Source organism: Novosphingobium sp. (assembly GCF_036803765.1).
GTDB lineage: Bacteria > Pseudomonadota > Alphaproteobacteria > Sphingomonadales > Sphingomonadaceae > Novosphingobium.
Genome location: NZ_DAIRTS010000023.1, coordinates 19,270 through 34,989 on the forward strand (window position 1 = coordinate 19,270; position 15,720 = coordinate 34,989).

Here is a 15,720-nt window from a genome sequence, read left to right on the forward strand (position 1 = left end):
TTTGCTGGATCGGGCACAGACCGTTCGACCCTCGCAAGGACATCGCCGATGCAGCGTTCCCTGATCCGACATCTCCCCCTGGTGCTGCTTGCGGCCACGGTGCTTGCCGTACCTGCGCTTGCCCAGACCCCGGTTGCTGGCACGACCACCGATCTCGCCGCGATCGACACCGCGGTGGCCGAGTTCACCGGGCGAGCGATCGGCCTGCCGGGCGGCGCGGCGCAACCGGTCGATCGGCGCCTGCGGCTGGCCCGCTGCGCGGCGCCGCTCGCGATCGGCTGGCGCACTGGCACGGCCGGCGAGCGCCGTGATACGGTGCTGGTGCGCTGCCCGGACGCCGGCGGATGGCGGCTCTACGTGCCGCTGGCGTCTGCACCGCCTGCGGCCAATGCGCCCGATGCCACGCCCGTCGTCCAGCGCGGCGAGGCGGTTACGATCGCGATGATCGGCGACGGCTTCTCGGTCGAGCAGGGCGGCGAGGCACTCGATCCCGGCCCCGTCGGCGGGTGGATCAGGGTGCGCAGCGCTGCCGCCCCCGGCACCGGCCCTGCCGCCCGCAGCGAAGCGATGCGCGCCCGCATCGTCAGGCCTGGCCTGGTCGAAGTGCCGGTCGAGTGACCTGGGCATAGCTCTAGCCACCTCTACGCAGAACCCGCATGGCGGCAAAAGTCCGCCGGTCGGTCTTAAAGCCCACGGCAAGGCGACGTTCTTCCCGGCATGATCCCCCCGAGGAGCTTCGACCATGTCCAGCTTTGAAATCGGACCGACGCGGCCGGTCGGCGCGACACCGGCGTCGGCACCAATCCCTTCCGGCCCAACGCCTTCGGTTCCGGCGGTTGCCGCCACGGCGGTCCCCGGTCCGGCCGTTGCGGCGGCATCGCCCGCCACAGCAGCGCCTGCACCCGCCGCGCCGCCGGCCAGTGCGGAAAAAGCCGTCGCGACCAGCGATGCCACCCGCGCCGGCGACGTCCCGGTCCAGAGCGAACGCGTGGCGCAAATCCGCCGTGCCATCGAGGAAGGCCGCTATCCGGTCCTGCCCGTGACCATCGCCGATGCCATGATTGCCGCAGGCATGCTGTTGAGGACCCCCGAATGACCCCTGACCTCGCGATCCGCAATCCCGCAGACCTGCGTGCCGCGCTGGCGCAGATGCTCAATGTCCTGGCCGAGGAACGCCAGGCCCTGTCCGGGTTGGACATGGATGCGATTCTGGGCTGCGCGGTCGACAAGGCGCAGCTGTGCACCCGGCTGGAAGACCTCGCCGAAGGTACGCTCGACATGGTGATGGACGAGGAATGCCGGGGCATGGCCGATGCCGCGCGCCGCATGAATGAAGCCAATCGTCGCGTGCGCAATCTCATCGCCGCCAATGTCTCGGCGCGGCTCGATGCCCTGACCGGCGCGCCGGCAATCTATCGCGCGCGCGCCGCCCAGGTGCATGCCCATCACGCCCGAACCGCCCGCGCGCGTTGACCTTCGGGCAATGCTGCGCCGCGAGGGGCGGCAGGATCTCTCCGCGCCGCGTGCCGCTTCGGTTTGCCGGAGCGGTGCGCGGCGATCGTGTTGCGCGGTATAGCGCTGCAAAAAATGGAGTTTGGCGCACAAGCCTGACTTGGCACGGCCTTTGCTGATCCCTGCTTGCCCGGCGCACCACGCATGGTTCGCGCCGGCCCAAGACAAGGGAATTCGCGTTGAGCTCAGTGCAAAACCCTGCCGGGTACGCTGCCGCATCGGCCGCCCCTGCAGTGCCGGCCACCCCCGTCCACGCTGCCATCGCGCGCGCCTCCGACGAGACCGGCGTCGACTTCGGCTATCTGCTCGCCCAGGCCCGGCTGGAGTCCGGCCTCGATCCCCGCGCCCGCGCCCGGACCTCCAGCGCCACCGGGCTCTATCAGTTCACCGGGCAGACCTGGCTGCGCACGCTGGCTCGCCACGGCGCGGACCACGGGCTCGACTGGGCCGGCGATGCGGTCGACGAGGCGGCAGGCGATCCGTCGCTGCGCCGCCGCCTGCTCGACCTGCGCACCGATCCGCAGTTGTCGGCGCTTCTGGCCGGCGATCTTGCCAACGACAACCGCGCCGCGCTGCAGGCAACACTCGGCCGCGTGCCCGACAATGCCGAACTCTACCTCGCGCATTTCCTCGGGGCCGAGGGGGCAGGGCGGTTCCTCGCCGGGTTGGCCAGCGATCCGGGGGCCAGCGCTGCGGCGCTGCTGCCCCGTGCGGCAGCCGCCAATCGCGGCATCTTCTACCAGCCCGGTGGGGCTTCACGCTCGCTGGGGGAAGTCATGGCCCTGCTGCGCCACCGGCTCGACGCTGCCGGCAATGCCGGCCCGGTGCTGCCCTACGGCGATCTCGCCGCGCTCGGCAGCGGGTGGGCTGACCAGCCATCGCCCTTGCCTGATGTGACCCCCGATCGCCCGTCGGGCGGCCCACTGGCCCAGGCGTTCGATCGCGCTGCAGGCGATCACGGCGCCGGCGCGCCATCCCACGGCTCGATGGCCGAAACGCTGCGTGCGACCTTCGCGCTCGGCGGGGCGGACGCCACGGCCCCGGCGGCGGCGCACGTCCGGCAGGCCTATGACCGGCTGCGGGCGATGGGGCTGTGACGATGGGCCTGATGCGAAACTTCGGCTCCCCGCGCGCGATGGCGCTGCCCGCCGGCATCCTCATGCTCATCGTGCTGATGATCGTGCCGCTGCCCGCAATGATGCTCGACGTGTTCTTCGTGCTCAACATCGCGCTCTCGGTCGCGATCCTGATGGCGGCGATGAACGCGGAAAAGCCGCTCGATTTCAGTGCTTTCCCATCGGTCCTGCTGTTCGCCGCGCTGCTGCGCCTCGCGCTCAACGTCGCCTCCACGCGCATCGTCCTGGTGCGGGGGCACGAGGGCGGGGCGGCCGCGGGCCATGTGATCGAGGCCTTCGGCGCCTTCCTGATCGGCGGCAATTTCGCCGTCGGCCTGTTCGTGTTCATGATCCTGATGATCATCAACATGGTCGTCGTCACCAAGGGCGCCGGCCGCGTCTCCGAAGTGTCGGCGCGCTTCACCCTCGATGCGCTGCCGGGCAAGCAGATGGCGATCGACGCCGATCTCGCCGCCGGGCTGATGAGCGCCGACGAGGCCAAGGCCCGCCGCCGCGAAGTGGCGACCGAGGCCGACTTCTACGGCGCGATGGACGGCTCGAGCAAGTTCGTGAAGGGCGATGCCATTGCGGCGCTGCTGATCCTGGGAGTCAACATCATCGCCGGCTTCTGCCTCGGCATGATCAGCCACGGCCTCTCGGCAGGCGACGCGGGGCAGCGTTATGTGACGCTGGCGGTGGGCGATGCGCTGGTGGCGCAAGTGCCCTCGTTGCTGCTTTCGATCGCGGCAGCCGTGATCGTCACCCGCGTGTCCGACAGCCGCGACCTTGCCGGACAGATCGGCCACCAGTTCGCCAATCCGGCCACCTGGCTGCCGGTCGCGATCATCCTCGCCGCGATCGGCGCGATCCCCGCGATGCCGCAATCGGTGTTCCTTCCCGCCGCCGCCGGTGCCGGCTGGCTGTGGTGGACGCTGCGCCAGCGCGCCCGCCGCCCCGCGCCGGTGATCGAGGAAGCGCCCGCCAGCGATCCAGCGCGCATCACGCTCGAGGATGTCAGCGACCATACGCTCGTCACCATCGAGCTGGGCTATGGCCTCGTCCACCTGGTCGACGAACGGCGCGGGGCACCGCTGGTCACGCGCATCACCGGCGTGCGCAAGCAGTTGAGCCAGGGCTTCGGCTTCGTCGTGCCGCAGTTCCGCGTCCGCGATTCGCTCGACATGGGGCCCAACGATTATCGCATCCTGCTGGGCGGCGTGCCGCTGGGCGGGGCGGTGGTGCGCGCCGACCGGGTGCTGGCGATCGACGCCGGCGAAGCGCGCGCGGGCCATGGCCTCGTCGGCGAGGAAACCCGCGATCCCAGCTTCGGCTGTCCGGCATTGTGGATCGACACACACCTGCGCGATGTCGCCATCGCCGACGGCTTCCTCACCGTCGATGCCAGCACGGTCATCGCCACGCATCTCAACCAGCTGCTCGCCGAACGCCCGCAACTGCTGCTTGGCCCCGACGAGGTCCGTGCGATCCTCGAGTCGGTACGCGAACGTGCGCCCGGCCTGATCGAGACGCTGCACCCGCAGCCGCTCTCGCTCGCCAGCATCACCCGCCTGTTCCATGCGCTGCTCGAGGATGGCGTGACGATCGCGCACCCCGTGCCGATCCTGCAAGCGCTGAGCCAGGCGGTCCTGCAGACCACCGACCACGACCGGCTGGTCGACCTGCTGCGCGCCGACCTCGGCGGCCTCATCGTCGCGCGGGTCTGCGGGCCCAACGAGCGCCTGCCTGTGCTGACGCTGGCCGCCTCGCTCGAAGGCATGATCGTGGGCGGGATGCACGATCCCGTGACCGGCCAGCCGGTGATTGAGCCGGACCTCGCACGCTCGATCGGAGAGCGCGTGAACCTCATCATCGACCAGCGCGGGCCCGGCGCCACCATACCGGCGCTCATCGTCCAGCCGCGTGCGCGGCGTGTGCTGGCAACGCTGCTGCGTCAGCGCGCGCCCGGGTGCCTGGTCCTGTCGATCGCCGAATTGCCACCGGCCCAGCCAATCGAGGTCGTCGCCGTCATCGGCGAGGAAGCGCCGCCCGGCACACCGCAACTCCCCGCCCCAATGCCGGCTGAAGCGCCGCTGGCCGCCTGATCCCCCCGCTTCGACGAGACGAGCTTCCCATGAAACACGACTATCGCAGCTTTGCTGCGGCGCGCGCCTATCGCGATCCCACGGCCGACCGCATCCGCCGGTTTCTCCCCATGGTCCGGCGGCTCGCCTGGCATGTCCACGGTTCGGGCCATGCCGGGGTCGATGTCGACGACCTCGTGCAGGCCGGTCTCGTCGCGCTGACCGAATGCGCGCAGCGGCATTCCGGCCCGACCGAGGATGGCTTTGCCGCTTATGCCAAGCTGCGCGTGCGCGGCGCGATGGTCGATCTCGTGCGCCGCACCATGCCGCTGTCGCGCACCGCCTCGGACCGGCGCCGCACCATTCGCGAAAAGACGCACCAGTTGACCATGGAACTGGGCCGCATGCCGAGCGAGCCGGAACTGGCGCGCGCGCTGGGCCTGACCGAGACCGAACTGGCGGAACTGCGTGCGGCGAGCGAGCCGGTGCGGATCGAGACGATCGACGACGCCTATTCTGACAGCGACCCCGCCTATGCCGACGAGCGCCCCGATGCTTTCGCGCAACTGGCGGACACGCAGACGCGCCAGCTGGTGGCGCAGGCCATCGCCGCGCTGCCCGAGCGGCTGCAGCTGGTGATCCAGCTCTATTTCGTCGAGGAACTCAACCTGGCCGAAATCGCGCAAGTGCTCGAGGTCTCGGTGCCGCGCGTCCACCAGCTCAAGGCACAGGCCCTCGATCGGCTGCGCGCCGGGCTGGGGGAGGGGTTCGAGGTGTTGTAAGTGAAAGTAATTTCAGGCCGCCACCACCCCCCGACCCCCTCCTCTGAAGAAGAGGGGGTTGGGGGGTGGTGGAACCCTTAAACGACGCCTAAAAAATCAGGCCGCCAGCTGGTACGGCGCGATCTCGCCCGACAGGTACAGCTTCTTGGCCTTGGCGCGGCTCAGCTTGCCCGAGCTCGTGCGCGGCAGCGTGCGCGGCGGTACGAGTTCGACCACGCAGTTCATCCCGGTGATCGCGCGCACCTTGTCGCGGATCTGCTCGCGCAGCTTCACCCGCTCCTCGGGGTCGGACACGCGGCAGTGGACCAGTACGGCAGGCGTTTCCTCGCCGTTTTCGGTCTCGACCGAGAAAGCGGCGATGTCGCCCTGGTGGAAGCCCGGCAACTGCTCCACCGCCCACTCGATGTCCTGCGGCCAGTGGTTCTTGCCGTTGATGATGATCATGTCCTTCGCCCGGCCGACGATGAACAGATAGCCCTCGGCGTTGACGTAGCCCATGTCGCCGGTGTCGAGCCAGCCATCGACCATGCAGGCCTCGGTCGACTCCGGATCGCGGAAGTACGAGTGCATGACCGACGAACCGCGGCACCACACCTTGCCGATGTGATGGTGAGCGACGGTGTCACCGTTCTCGCCGCGGATCGCCAGTTCCATGCCCAGCACCGGCAACCCGCAATTGACGATGGCGCGATAGCGCGCGGGCCGCGACAGGTCGCGCGGAGTGCCCGAGAGGCGCTCTTCCTCGACCAGTTCGACGCGGATGCCTTCGCCCGGGGGCATGATCGTGACCGCCAGCGTCGCTTCGGCAAGGCCATAGCTCGGCAGGAAGGCGCTGGCCTTGAACCCGGCCTCGGCAAAGGCGTTGACGAAGCTCTGCATCACGTCGGGGCGGATCATGTCGGCGCCGTTGCCCGCCACGCGCCAGCGCGACAGGTCGAAGCGTTCCGATACATGCGTCTGGCTCGAGATGCGGCGCGCACAGATGTCGTAGCCGAAGGTCGGCGAATAGGACAGCGTCGTGCCCTGGTTGCGGCTGATGAGATCGAGCCAAGCGAGCGGGCGGCGGGCGAAGTCCTCGGTGCGCAGGTAATCGACCGAAACCTGGTTGGCGATCGGCGAAAGGAAGCAGCCGACGAGGCCCATGTCATGGTACCACGGCAGCCAGCTGACGCAGCGATCGCCGGTGTCGATCTCCATCCCGTGCGAATGGCCGGCAAGGTTGGCCAGCAGTGCGCGGTGCGTGACGGCCACGCCGTGCGGGAAGCGGGTCGAGCCGCTGGAATACTGCAGATAGCAGATCGCGTCGGGATCGGCCTCGGGCAGCGGGGCCTCGGAAGGCGCGACGGCATCGAACGCAGCCCAGTCCAGCCCGGGGCAGCCCTGGCGCGCGGCGGCGGCGCCGCACATCTCAGCCAGTTCGCCGGGATAGACCAGCATCGCCGGGTCCGAGCTGGCGAGCTGCACCGACAGCTGGTCGATGTAGTTTTCCTTGCCGCCGAAGCTGGTGGGCAGCGGCAGCGGCACCGGCCAGGCGCCGGCATAGATAGCGCCGCAGAACAGCGCGGCGAATTCCGGGCCGGTTTCGGCGATCAGGGCGATCCGGTCGCCGGGCACGATCCCGCGCGCCAGCAGGCGGCGCGCGGCGACCAGCGCGTCGGCGCGCAACTCGGCAAAAGGATAGACGCGGGTCAGCGTGCCGCGCGGATCGTGGAAATTGAAGCCGCGTTCGCCTTGCGCGGCGTAGTCGAGCGCCTCGCAGAACGTGGCGAAGTCCGCATAACGACGCGGCTGGGCGTCGTCGTTTGGCGTGGAAACAAGGGCCGTCTTTTCTGCGACGGCGGCCGAAACGGTCATGCGAAACCCCGAGATATTGTCTGTCGGACCCTGCGCACCGCGTCCGGACCATGCAGGCGGGCGGCGGCTGGGGAGCCGCGCTCCTTGCCCCGGAAACGGTCCGGCGCAAGCCCGAATGGTCAAGAAACCGTAGCGCGAGGTTCTCATTTAATCCGGAGTGTGGCACGAATAAGGCGTGAACCGGCCGCCTGTATCAGACCGTCGCGCGCGCAGCGCACCCCGCCCTCTCGATGCCGCCCGACTCGACGAAATGGCGTTGGCCTACGTCGCGCGCTTCGCCACCAGCACCGGTAAGCTCGGCACCTATCTCAAGCGCAAGCTGCGCGAGCGCGGCTGGGATCCCGATGCGCCGGCCCCGCCCGACGTGGACGGCATCGTCGCGCGCATGGCCGGGGCGGGCTATGTCAGCGACGAGGGCTATGCCCGGATGCGCGGCGCGAGCCTGCGCCGGCGCGGCATGGGCGCGCGCCGCATCACGCAGGATCTAGGCCAGGCGGGCATTGCCGCCGACCTAAGCGCCGAGGCTGTGGGCACGCAAGCCGAGGCACGCAGCGCGGCGCTGGCCCTGGCCCGCAAGCGCCGCCTCGGGCCGTTCGGCCTGCGCGAGGAAGGCGCCGCGCTCGATCCCGCCGCGCGCGAAAAGCAGATCGGCGTGTTCCTGCGGGCCGGGCACCCCCTTGCCACGGCGCGTGTGCTGGTCAATGCAGGCTCCGTCGCCGAAGCGGAAGAATGGGTTTATGAAGCTGATGAATAAGATGGTCGCCCCTCGCAGCCTCGCCGCCATGATGGCGCTGGCCATCGCGGGCAGCATGGCCGCTGCCACCCCCGGAGTTGCCAAGCCGGCGCACCACGCCGCCCGTGCCGCGGCGGTCCACCCGGCTTCGGGGCTCAAGGTCGTGCCGCTGACGGTCACCACCGCCAAGGGGCGTCACGTGTTCCGCGTCGAAGTCGCCGTCACCGAAGAGGAGCAGGCCAAGGGCCTGATGTTCCGCACCGCGATGGGCGCCGACGAGGGCATGATCTTCCCGATGAACCCGCCGCGCGGCGCCGCGTTCTGGATGAAGAATACAGTGATCCCGCTCGACATCGTTTTCATCGGCCCCGACCACCGCGTGCTCAACGTGGCCGCCAATGCCGTGCCTTACGATCTGACGCCGCTGCCCTCGATCGGCCGCGCGGCCGGCGTGCTCGAACTGAACGGCGGGCGCGCCGCGCAGATCGGTCTCAAGGCCGGCGACAAGGTTGTGTGGTAAGCGCATCGCACAGGGCGGGCACCACAAGTCAGGCGGCGTAAGTCTGTCGTTCGGGCCAGCACTCTTGCCCCTCGCGCCCATCGGGGCTAAGCGGCGGGCTTCAACGGGAACACAGGTTTCATGAGCATCCTCGGCACGATCTTTACCTGGTGGAACGGCGCCACCTTCGGCACCTCGCTCGACAGCGCGCGCAATGGCGAACGCGTCGGCCACGATGCCCAGGGCAACGTCTATTACCGTGCGAAGAAGCCCTATCCCAAGGGCCACCCGTTCCAGGGGCGCGAGCGCCGCTGGGTGATCTACAACGGCGCCAACGATGCCAGCCGCGTTCCGGCCGAGTGGCACGGCTGGCTGCACGGCACGCTCGACGGCGTGCCCGAAAGCAACCTTCCGCCGCCGCGCATCTGGGAGGTGGAATACACCCCCAACGCCACCGGCACTGCGCAGGCCTATCGCCCGCAGGGCGCGCTCGAGCGGGGCGGCCACCGCGCCCCCGCCACCGGCGACTACGAAGCCTGGTCGCCCGAAGGCTGATGCGAAGCCGGTTTCTGCCGGCTGCTGCCTTGCTGGCTGGCCCGCTCCTGCTGGCCGGCTGCAACCGCGATCCCGCTGAAACCGCACCGCCGAGCGAGGCGACGGCTGCTGCCGCGCCGATCGCCATGGCCAGCGGCGCCTCGGGCGCGGCGGATTATGGCACGCCGGTCAAGGACCGCGTGGCGACGCTGGGTTTCCTCAACAAGCGCAACAACATCACCCAGGACATCGTCCTGCGCTCGGGCGAGGCGAAGCAGATCGGCAACGCGATCATCCGCCTCGGCACCTGCGAGCGCACTGCGCCGTGGGAAGACCCTGCGGAAACCGGCGCCTTCGTCCAGCTTTTCGTCGAGGAACGCGCGACCACCGCGCAGAAGCTGACTTGGCACAAGGTCTTCTCGGGCTGGCTGTTCAAGAACTCGCCCTCGCTCAACGTGGTCGAGCACCCGGTCTATGACGTCTGGGTCAAGGACTGCGCGATGAAGTTCCCTGGCGAGGAAGAATCGCCGGCATCGGCCGCATCGGCCAAGAGCGCGGCGAAGCCTGCGGGCAGGTCGAGCACGGTTACGGCGCCTGCCGCGGCCGACGATGCCGACGCCCCGGCCGACGAAGCGCCGGTCGAGGAAGACGGCGGCGCCGACACCACCGGATAGCGCAGGGCTTCTTCCAGCAGCGCAAGATATTCGACCTGCGGAATCTCCACCGCGCCCAGTGAGGCGAGGTGGCTTGTGGAAAACTGGCAGTCGAGCAGCGCGGCATTGCCCCGGCGCATCGCCGCGACCAGCCAGGCCAGCGCCACCTTCGAGGCATCGCTCTGTCGGCTGAACATGCTCTCGCCGCAGAACACGCGCCCGAATCCCACGCCGTACAATCCGCCGACAAGCTGGCGCTCGCCCGATTCGTCGCGCGCCCAGGTCTCGATCGAGTGGGCGTGGCCGAGCGCATGCAGCGCACGATAGCTGTCGCGGATGCGCTGCGAGATCCAGCTGTCGTCCGCGCCGGCACGCGGCGCCGCGCAGGAATCGATGACCGCATCGAACGCCGTGTTGCACGTCACGGCAAAGCGCCCGCGCCGCAGCGTCCGTGCCAGCGAGCGCGAACAATGAAAGCCGTCGAGGGGCAGGATCGCCCGCAATCGCGGCTCCACCCAGTAGATTTCCGGGTCGTCGCGGCTGTCCGACATCGGAAAGATTCCCGCGCGATAGGCCCGCAACAGGAGGTCGGGCGGGATGAGGGGGGCGGTCGTTTGCAACATCACGGTGAAAATCTTCATCCGCCGGTTGCACTGTCCGCGTCAACCCACTAGAGGCGCGTCTCCGGCACAGGAGTGTAGCTCAGTTGGTAGAGCATCGGTCTCCAAAACCGAGGGCCGGGGGTTCGAGTCCCTCCACTCCTGCCACCTCCTAGCAAGACGCTAGGACATACCGGTGGCTCCAAGCCTGGTTCGACAACCAGCGAACACACCGGTCAGCCAAATCCCACATCCGCCCGCTCAGCCATTGCGTGTGCGCGAGCGGATGAACGCCCAGAGCAAGAAGCCCAGACCCACCACGAACAGCACTGCGCTGGCACGGCCGAGGATCGCGATCAGCGGGTCCGCCTGCGGGCGCGCAAGGGCGGCGAGGGCGAGGGCGGCCACGAGCATGACGAGGCTCGTCATGAACGAGGACCAGATCGCGGGCTTCAGCATGGCAGGGGCACTCCGGTTCGCACCGTGGTGGCGCCGGCGGATGGCATATCGCGTCTTTCCCGGCCTATGCAATGACTTGGGGTTCGGCATGACCAAGCGCACGCGCGCCGCGCTTTTGCGCAGGGCGCACGCATGCTAGCCCATCGCGCATGGAGCTTGTGTTCGGGTGGCGCAGCGCCACGTTGCTGGTCGTCGTCGGCATTCTCGTGCCGCTTGCCATCGCCTTGGCGCGGACGCTGCGCAACCGGCTGGCCAATCGGCTGCTGGCGATCCTGATTCTCGTGCTGGCCGGCGTGCTGGTGCCCTGGCTGATCGGGTTCATGGGCGCCTACGATCGTTGGCCCTGGTTGACCTTCCTGCCGGTCGCCGTACCGCTGGCGGTGCCGGTCCTCCTGCGGTTCTACGTCGACGCGCTGCTGGGCGGGCGGTTGCCGCCGCGCTGGCGGCTGATGCTGGCGCCGGCGCTCGTCCAGTTCGCGTTCCAGGCGATCAGCTTCGCCCTGCCGCAGCCGCTCAAAGGGCGCTGGGCAGGCATCGTCTTTTCCGCGATCGACCCGCTGTTCACGCTCGCGCTGATCGCCACCTTCGCACTCCACGTTGCCCATTCCGCCCGTGCGCTGCGGCGCTATCGCGCGGCGCTTGCCGACGTGACCGGGGACGAGGCGCGGTTCGCCGCCCGGTGGCTGACCGCGGCGCTGATCGCCTTTGCGGTGCTGTGGATGGTCTGGGGCCTGGTGCTGCTGTGGGACTGGGCCTGGCCACTGGGCTATCTAGGGCTGCAGTGGCTCTATCTCGCCATCGCGGCGGTCGCGCTGTTCCTGGGAATCGAGGGGTGGCGCCATTCGGGCGATCCGTTCCCGACCTGGCCCTTCGTGACACCGACTGCGCCTGAAGCCGACGGATCGGCCGGCGAATCGGAAGCCGCCTCGGAACCTGCGAAGGCGGCGCGCGACTGGCAGGAGACGGGGGCGGACTGGGCCGCGCGAATCGAGACGCAGGGCTGGGCGCTCGATCCCGACATCGACCTTGCCGGGCTGGCGCGCCTGCTGGGCACCAACACGGCCTATCTGTCGCGCGCGCTGAACGAGGGGCTCGGGGTCAACTTCGCTACCTTCATAAACGGCCTGCGCAGCCGGGCGGTGATGCAGGCGATCGCCGCGGGGGACCGGCGCGACGTGCTGACGCTGGCGCTCGACGCGGGCTTCTCGTCGAAGGCCAGCTTCAATCGCGCCTTCGCGGCGACCGCAGGCATGACCCCCTCTGCCTGGCGAAAGCACGTCTCAGAACATGAAAAAGGCGCATGATCGGGGAAAGTGAGGCGACCTTGGGGCCAGGTAGCCGCCATCACCGGGGCATCGACACCAAGCTGAAGGAGTTCGACATGCCCAAGATCACTGCCGCCCCCATTGCCCTCATCGCCTCGCTTCTGACGCTCGCTGTTCCCGGCCTGGCCAGTGCCGCAGACATGACCCCGGCCACCGCGCTCGCCGCCACGGCCGGCGAATGGCGCGGCGAACTGCAGTACCGCGATTACCAGAGCGATCGCTGGGAAGGCCTGCCGATGACCGTTGCGGTCGTGGCACAGCCCGACGGCGTGACCACGCTTCGCACCGCGCAGTTCGACGATGGCCCGAAGGCCGGCATGGTGACCATCACCACCGCCACGATCGTCGATCCGGCGCGCGGCACGGCCGGCTATGCCATGTTGCGCAAGGGCCGCGCCGTCGATGCCGGCGAAGCGCGGGTGACCAGCTTCGTGCCCGGCGCCGATGCCGCCCACTGGACGCTCGTAACGCAGGAGCGCCGCCAGGACGGTGACGGCATGGCACAAGTGCGCGAGACGACGGTGCGCGACGGCGACAACCTGACGACCACCAAGGACGTCGATCCCGAGGGCGACGGCAAGACCGGCTGGCTGCCGCGCAACCGCACCGTGCTCAAGCGCATCGGCTGACCGGCTGCGACATCACCCCACACGCAAAGGCCGCCGTCCCGGGGAGGGGCGGCGGCCTCGTCGCGCGTACGGCGGGGGAAAAGGGGGCGCGGAGCGAACCGGGGCGGGGCTCAGAGCCCGGGAAGCCGTCCGCCTGCGCCGGCCATGGCGCCGGCCATAGAGGGGGCCATCGGGTCGATCGTGCTGCGCCCCGTGGAATTGAGTGCGCTGGCGGCGCTGCCCGTCGCGCCACCCTGGGCGCTGACGCTGTTGCCAGTGATCCGTGCCCCCGCATAGCCATCGGCATCGATGGCATTGCGTGCGCGCAGCGGATCGGTCGAGGGGGTGCCCGGCATCGGCGCGGTGCGCGTGGTTTCGATGCGGTTGTCGTGACGCATGGTCGTTGCCGTATTGGCGTTCACGCCCGACGGGCTGGCCGAGACGGTGGCGGCAGTCCCGCCTCGATGCGTGGCTGTGGCGGTCTGGGCCAGGGCGGCAAAGCTGGTTCCGGTGCCGATCACGAGGGCGGCGGTGGCGATGATGGCGCGCATGGTCGGTGCACTCCTTTTGCTGGGGTTACGCGCCGTGGCGGCGCATGTCATGGAGAAAGGAACCGCGCGGCGCCGGGTTGTATCCCCCCGGCTGCGCCGTAACGCCCGCACCGTGCGCCAGTGTGCCGAGCGCGCCGGTTTGCCTCGACCCTTGCCAAGCGGCGCCGATCGCCCTAGATAGGCCGGACTTTCCGACATCGGAGACCTGACCTGCCCCTCCCGGACCTGTCCGGGGCGGCGATGGCCCCTAGGCGGAAGGCGCGAGATTCATTCAGGCAACGAAGGCACCACGGCGATGGCCAAGACCAGCCCCGGCGAATTCTTCAATCAGGTGAAGGCGGAAGCGCGCAAGGTCGTGTGGCCGACGCGCCAGGAAACCACTACGACCGCGATCTTCGTGGGTTTGATGATGCTGATCCTGTCGGTGTTCTTCCTCGGGATCGACACCGTGTTCGGCATGATCGTCCAGTGGCTGCTGAAGCTGGCCTGACCTTTCAACACCGGTAAAGAGACGCAACAATGGCCCGCTGGTACATCATCCACGCCTATTCCGGTTTCGAGAACAAGGTTCGCGAATCGATCATCGCCGAAGCCGAGCGCATCGGCCTGTCGCAGCTGGTCGAGGCGGTCGAAGTGCCGACCGAGACCGTGACCGAGGTCAAGCGCGGCAAGAAGGTGGCGGTCGAGCGCAAGTTCATGCCCGGCTACGTGCTGGCCAAGCTGGCGATGAACGACGACATCTACCACCTCGTCAAGAACACGCCCAAGGTCACCGGCTTCCTTGGCCACAACGGCAAGCCGCAGCCGATTTCCGAGCGTGAGGCCGCCCGGTACTTCGGCGCGCGCGAGCAGGCCGCGGCACAGCCCGCCCGCCAGGTCGCCGTCGATTACGAGATCGGCGATTCGGTCAAGGTCAACGCCGGGCCCTTCGCGACGTTCAACGGCGTCGTCGAGGAGCTCGATTTCGACAAGCACCGCGTCAAGGTGTCGGTCTCGATCTTCGGCCGCGCCACCCCGGTCGAGCTGGGCTTCGACGAGGTCGAGCTGGTCAAGAACTGATCCCGGTCAGGAGCGCGGCCGACGTGCCGCGCCGCATGACCCATTGCAATTCGGGCGCATCCTGCTAGGGGCGCCCGCTTCCGGCAGGCTTTTTCGAAGGCCTGCCGATTCCGCTGCGGTAGGCGCACCGTCCAACAGCGCGCCGCTATCACCGCTAAATCTGCGGGGCCTCGTGCCCCAACAGGACGACAAAGGAGGCCATCATGGCCAAGAAGATCGAAGGCTACATCAAGCTGCAGATCAATGCCGGCGAAGCCAAGCCTTCGCCGCCGATCGGCCCCGCGCTGGGTCAGCGCGGTGTCAACATCATGGGTTTCTGTAAGGAATTCAACGCCGCCACCCAGGAAGTGGAAAAGGGCACCCCGCTGCCGACCGTGATTACGGTCTATGCGGACCGCTCGTTCACCTTCGTGACCAAGACTCCGCCCGCCACCTACTTCATCAAGAAGGCCGTGGGCATCAAGTCGGGCTCGAAGACCCCGGGCAAGGCTTCGGCCGGCACCATCACCCGCGCGCAGCTGGAAGAAATCGCTCAGTCCAAGATGAAGGACCTGAACGCGAACAGCATCGAACAGGCCGCCAAGATCATCGAGGGCTCGGCCCGTTCGATGGGCCTGCAGGTTGTGGAGGGCTGAGACCATGGCAAAGCAGACCAAGAAGCAGAAGGCCCTGGTTGAGAAGCTGGGCGACAATCAGCAGCTGCACGGCATCGACGCCGCGATCCAGACGCTGAAGGACCTCAAGAGCGCCAAGTTCGACGAGACCCTCGAGATCTCGCTGAACCTGGGCGTCGACCCGCGTCACGCCGACCAGATGGTCCGTGGCATGGTCACGCTGCCCTCGGGCACCGGCAAGGACGTCAAGGTCGCCGTGTTCGCGCGCGGTGACAAGGCTGAAGCCGCTCTCGCCGCCGGCGCCGACAAGGTCGGTGCGGAAGACCTGCTCGAGGACATGCAGAACGGCAACCTCGATTATGGCCGCGTGATCGCGACGCCCGACATGATGGGCATCGTCGGCCGCCTCGGCAAGGTGCTGGGCCCCAAGGGCCTGATGCCGAACCCGAAGCTCGGCACCGTGACCCCGAACGTCGCTGACGCCGTGAAGGCTGCCAAGAGCGGCCAGATCGAGTTCCGCGTCGAAAAGGCCGGCATCATCCACGGCGGCATCGGCAAGCTCTCGTTCTCGAACGAAGCGCTGCGCGCCAACTTCGACGCCTTCGTCGATGCGATCGTCAAGGCCAAGCCGTCGGGCGCCAAGGGCAAGTACCTGCGCAAGGTCGGCCTGTCGTCGTCGATGGGCCCCGGCATCAAGGTCGACGTGGCCGAAGTCCACGGCGGCTGATCGCCGGCGCAAGCC

Annotated in this window: 19 protein-coding genes, 1 tRNA gene and 1 pseudogene; 17 read left to right on the top strand and 4 right to left on the bottom strand. The window is 68.7% G+C overall.

The window, feature by feature from the left end:
* The first annotated feature begins 48 nt into the window (after positions 1-48).
* The 6 genes from V7Q48_RS14360 to V7Q48_RS14385 all read left to right on the top strand — a co-directional run bounded on the left by V7Q48_RS14360 (position 49) and on the right by V7Q48_RS14385 (position 5,490).
* On the top strand, positions 49-618 hold the full coding sequence (locus V7Q48_RS14360) for a flagella basal body P-ring formation protein FlgA (RefSeq protein ID WP_333838954.1): 570 nt from the start codon (positions 49-51) through the stop codon (positions 616-618).
* A gap of 124 nt (positions 619-742) precedes the next feature.
* Positions 743-1,096: a flagellar biosynthesis anti-sigma factor FlgM gene (locus V7Q48_RS14365; RefSeq protein ID WP_333838955.1), complete on the top strand. Its 354-nt coding sequence runs from the start codon at positions 743-745 to the stop codon at positions 1,094-1,096.
* The gene (locus tag V7Q48_RS14370) at positions 1,093-1,473 is read left to right on the top strand and encodes a flagellar protein FlgN (protein WP_333838956.1); all 381 of its coding nucleotides are present in this window, start codon (positions 1,093-1,095) and stop codon (positions 1,471-1,473) included. The genes V7Q48_RS14365 and V7Q48_RS14370 overlap by 4 nt, the downstream gene beginning before the upstream one ends.
* A gap of 272 nt (positions 1,474-1,745) precedes the next feature.
* On the top strand, positions 1,746-2,609 hold the full coding sequence (locus tag V7Q48_RS14375; RefSeq protein ID WP_333838957.1) for a lytic transglycosylase domain-containing protein: 864 nt from the start codon (positions 1,746-1,748) through the stop codon (positions 2,607-2,609).
* A gap of 2 nt (positions 2,610-2,611) precedes the next feature.
* Positions 2,612-4,729: a flagellar biosynthesis protein FlhA gene (locus V7Q48_RS14380; RefSeq protein ID WP_333838958.1), complete on the top strand. Its 2,118-nt coding sequence runs from the start codon at positions 2,612-2,614 to the stop codon at positions 4,727-4,729.
* Between the two features lie 29 nt (positions 4,730-4,758).
* Positions 4,759-5,490, top strand: a complete 732-nt coding sequence (locus V7Q48_RS14385) for a sigma-70 family RNA polymerase sigma factor (protein ID WP_333838959.1) — start codon at positions 4,759-4,761, stop codon at positions 5,488-5,490.
* A gap of 96 nt (positions 5,491-5,586) precedes the next feature.
* Here V7Q48_RS14385 and V7Q48_RS14390 read toward each other — a convergent pair whose 3' ends face one another.
* Complete coding sequence (locus tag V7Q48_RS14390; protein ID WP_333838960.1) at positions 5,587-7,344, bottom strand: fatty acyl-AMP ligase; 1,758 nt, start codon at positions 7,342-7,344, stop codon at positions 5,587-5,589.
* A gap of 250 nt (positions 7,345-7,594) precedes the next feature.
* On the opposite strand from V7Q48_RS14390, the gene V7Q48_RS14395 reads away from it, so the two are divergent.
* The 4 genes and pseudogenes from V7Q48_RS14395 to V7Q48_RS14410 all read left to right on the top strand — a co-directional run.
* Positions 7,595-8,098: a regulatory protein RecX gene (locus tag V7Q48_RS14395; RefSeq protein WP_333838961.1), complete on the top strand. Its 504-nt coding sequence runs from the start codon at positions 7,595-7,597 to the stop codon at positions 8,096-8,098.
* A complete protein-coding gene (locus V7Q48_RS14400) occupies positions 8,082-8,597 on the top strand; it encodes a DUF192 domain-containing protein (protein ID WP_333838962.1) in 516 nt (171 codons plus the stop codon). The genes V7Q48_RS14395 and V7Q48_RS14400 overlap by 17 nt, the downstream gene beginning before the upstream one ends.
* A gap of 120 nt (positions 8,598-8,717) precedes the next feature.
* Positions 8,718-9,131: an NADH:ubiquinone oxidoreductase subunit NDUFA12 gene (locus tag V7Q48_RS14405; protein WP_333838963.1), complete on the top strand. Its 414-nt coding sequence runs from the start codon at positions 8,718-8,720 to the stop codon at positions 9,129-9,131.
* Between the two features lie 125 nt (positions 9,132-9,256).
* Positions 9,257-9,547, top strand: a pseudogene (locus V7Q48_RS14410) (DUF2155 domain-containing protein); the annotation flags it as partial.
* A 35-nt stretch (positions 9,548-9,582) separates the two neighbouring features.
* Here V7Q48_RS14410 and aat read toward each other — a convergent pair.
* On the bottom strand, positions 9,583-10,404 hold the full coding sequence (aat, locus tag V7Q48_RS14415) for a leucyl/phenylalanyl-tRNA--protein transferase (protein WP_333838964.1): 822 nt from the start codon (positions 10,402-10,404) through the stop codon (positions 9,583-9,585).
* Between the two features lie 50 nt (positions 10,405-10,454).
* Between aat and V7Q48_RS14420 the strand changes: the two genes are divergently transcribed.
* Positions 10,455-10,530: transfer RNA gene (locus tag V7Q48_RS14420), tRNA-Trp, on the top strand.
* A gap of 93 nt (positions 10,531-10,623) precedes the next feature.
* Here the strand turns inward: V7Q48_RS14420 and V7Q48_RS14425 are convergent.
* Complete coding sequence (locus tag V7Q48_RS14425) at positions 10,624-10,821, bottom strand: hypothetical protein (RefSeq protein WP_333838965.1); 198 nt, start codon at positions 10,819-10,821, stop codon at positions 10,624-10,626.
* Positions 10,822-10,970: 149 nt separating this feature from the next.
* Here V7Q48_RS14425 and V7Q48_RS14430 point away from each other — a divergent pair, with 149 nt between their 5' ends.
* Entirely contained in the window at positions 10,971-12,125 is a 1,155-nt protein-coding gene (locus tag V7Q48_RS14430; protein WP_333838966.1) for an AraC family transcriptional regulator, read from the top strand.
* The gene (locus V7Q48_RS14435; RefSeq protein WP_333838967.1) at positions 12,122-12,775 is read left to right on the top strand and encodes a hypothetical protein; all 654 of its coding nucleotides are present in this window, start codon (positions 12,122-12,124) and stop codon (positions 12,773-12,775) included. Before V7Q48_RS14430 ends, V7Q48_RS14435 begins: the two co-directional genes overlap by 4 nt.
* Before the next feature lie 110 nt (positions 12,776-12,885).
* Here V7Q48_RS14435 and V7Q48_RS14440 read toward each other — a convergent pair whose 3' ends face one another.
* Complete coding sequence (locus V7Q48_RS14440; RefSeq protein ID WP_333838968.1) at positions 12,886-13,305, bottom strand: hypothetical protein; 420 nt, start codon at positions 13,303-13,305, stop codon at positions 12,886-12,888.
* 295 nt (positions 13,306-13,600) lie between these two features.
* Between V7Q48_RS14440 and secE the strand changes: the two genes are divergently transcribed.
* The 4 genes from secE (at position 13,601) to rplA (ending at position 15,705) form a co-directional block, all read left to right on the top strand.
* Complete coding sequence (secE, locus tag V7Q48_RS14445; RefSeq protein ID WP_333838969.1) at positions 13,601-13,795, top strand: preprotein translocase subunit SecE; 195 nt, start codon at positions 13,601-13,603, stop codon at positions 13,793-13,795.
* Positions 13,796-13,824: 29 nt separating this feature from the next.
* The gene (gene nusG / locus V7Q48_RS14450) at positions 13,825-14,364 is read left to right on the top strand and encodes a transcription termination/antitermination protein NusG (protein WP_333838970.1); all 540 of its coding nucleotides are present in this window, start codon (positions 13,825-13,827) and stop codon (positions 14,362-14,364) included.
* A gap of 203 nt (positions 14,365-14,567) precedes the next feature.
* Positions 14,568-14,999 (top strand): 50S ribosomal protein L11, encoded by a 432-nt coding sequence (gene rplK / locus V7Q48_RS14455; protein WP_333838971.1) that lies wholly within the window; start codon positions 14,568-14,570, stop codon positions 14,997-14,999.
* Positions 15,000-15,003: 4 nt separating this feature from the next.
* Positions 15,004-15,705, top strand: a complete 702-nt coding sequence (rplA, locus tag V7Q48_RS14460) for a 50S ribosomal protein L1 (RefSeq protein ID WP_333838972.1) — start codon at positions 15,004-15,006, stop codon at positions 15,703-15,705.
* Positions 15,706-15,720 lie beyond the last annotated feature (15 nt).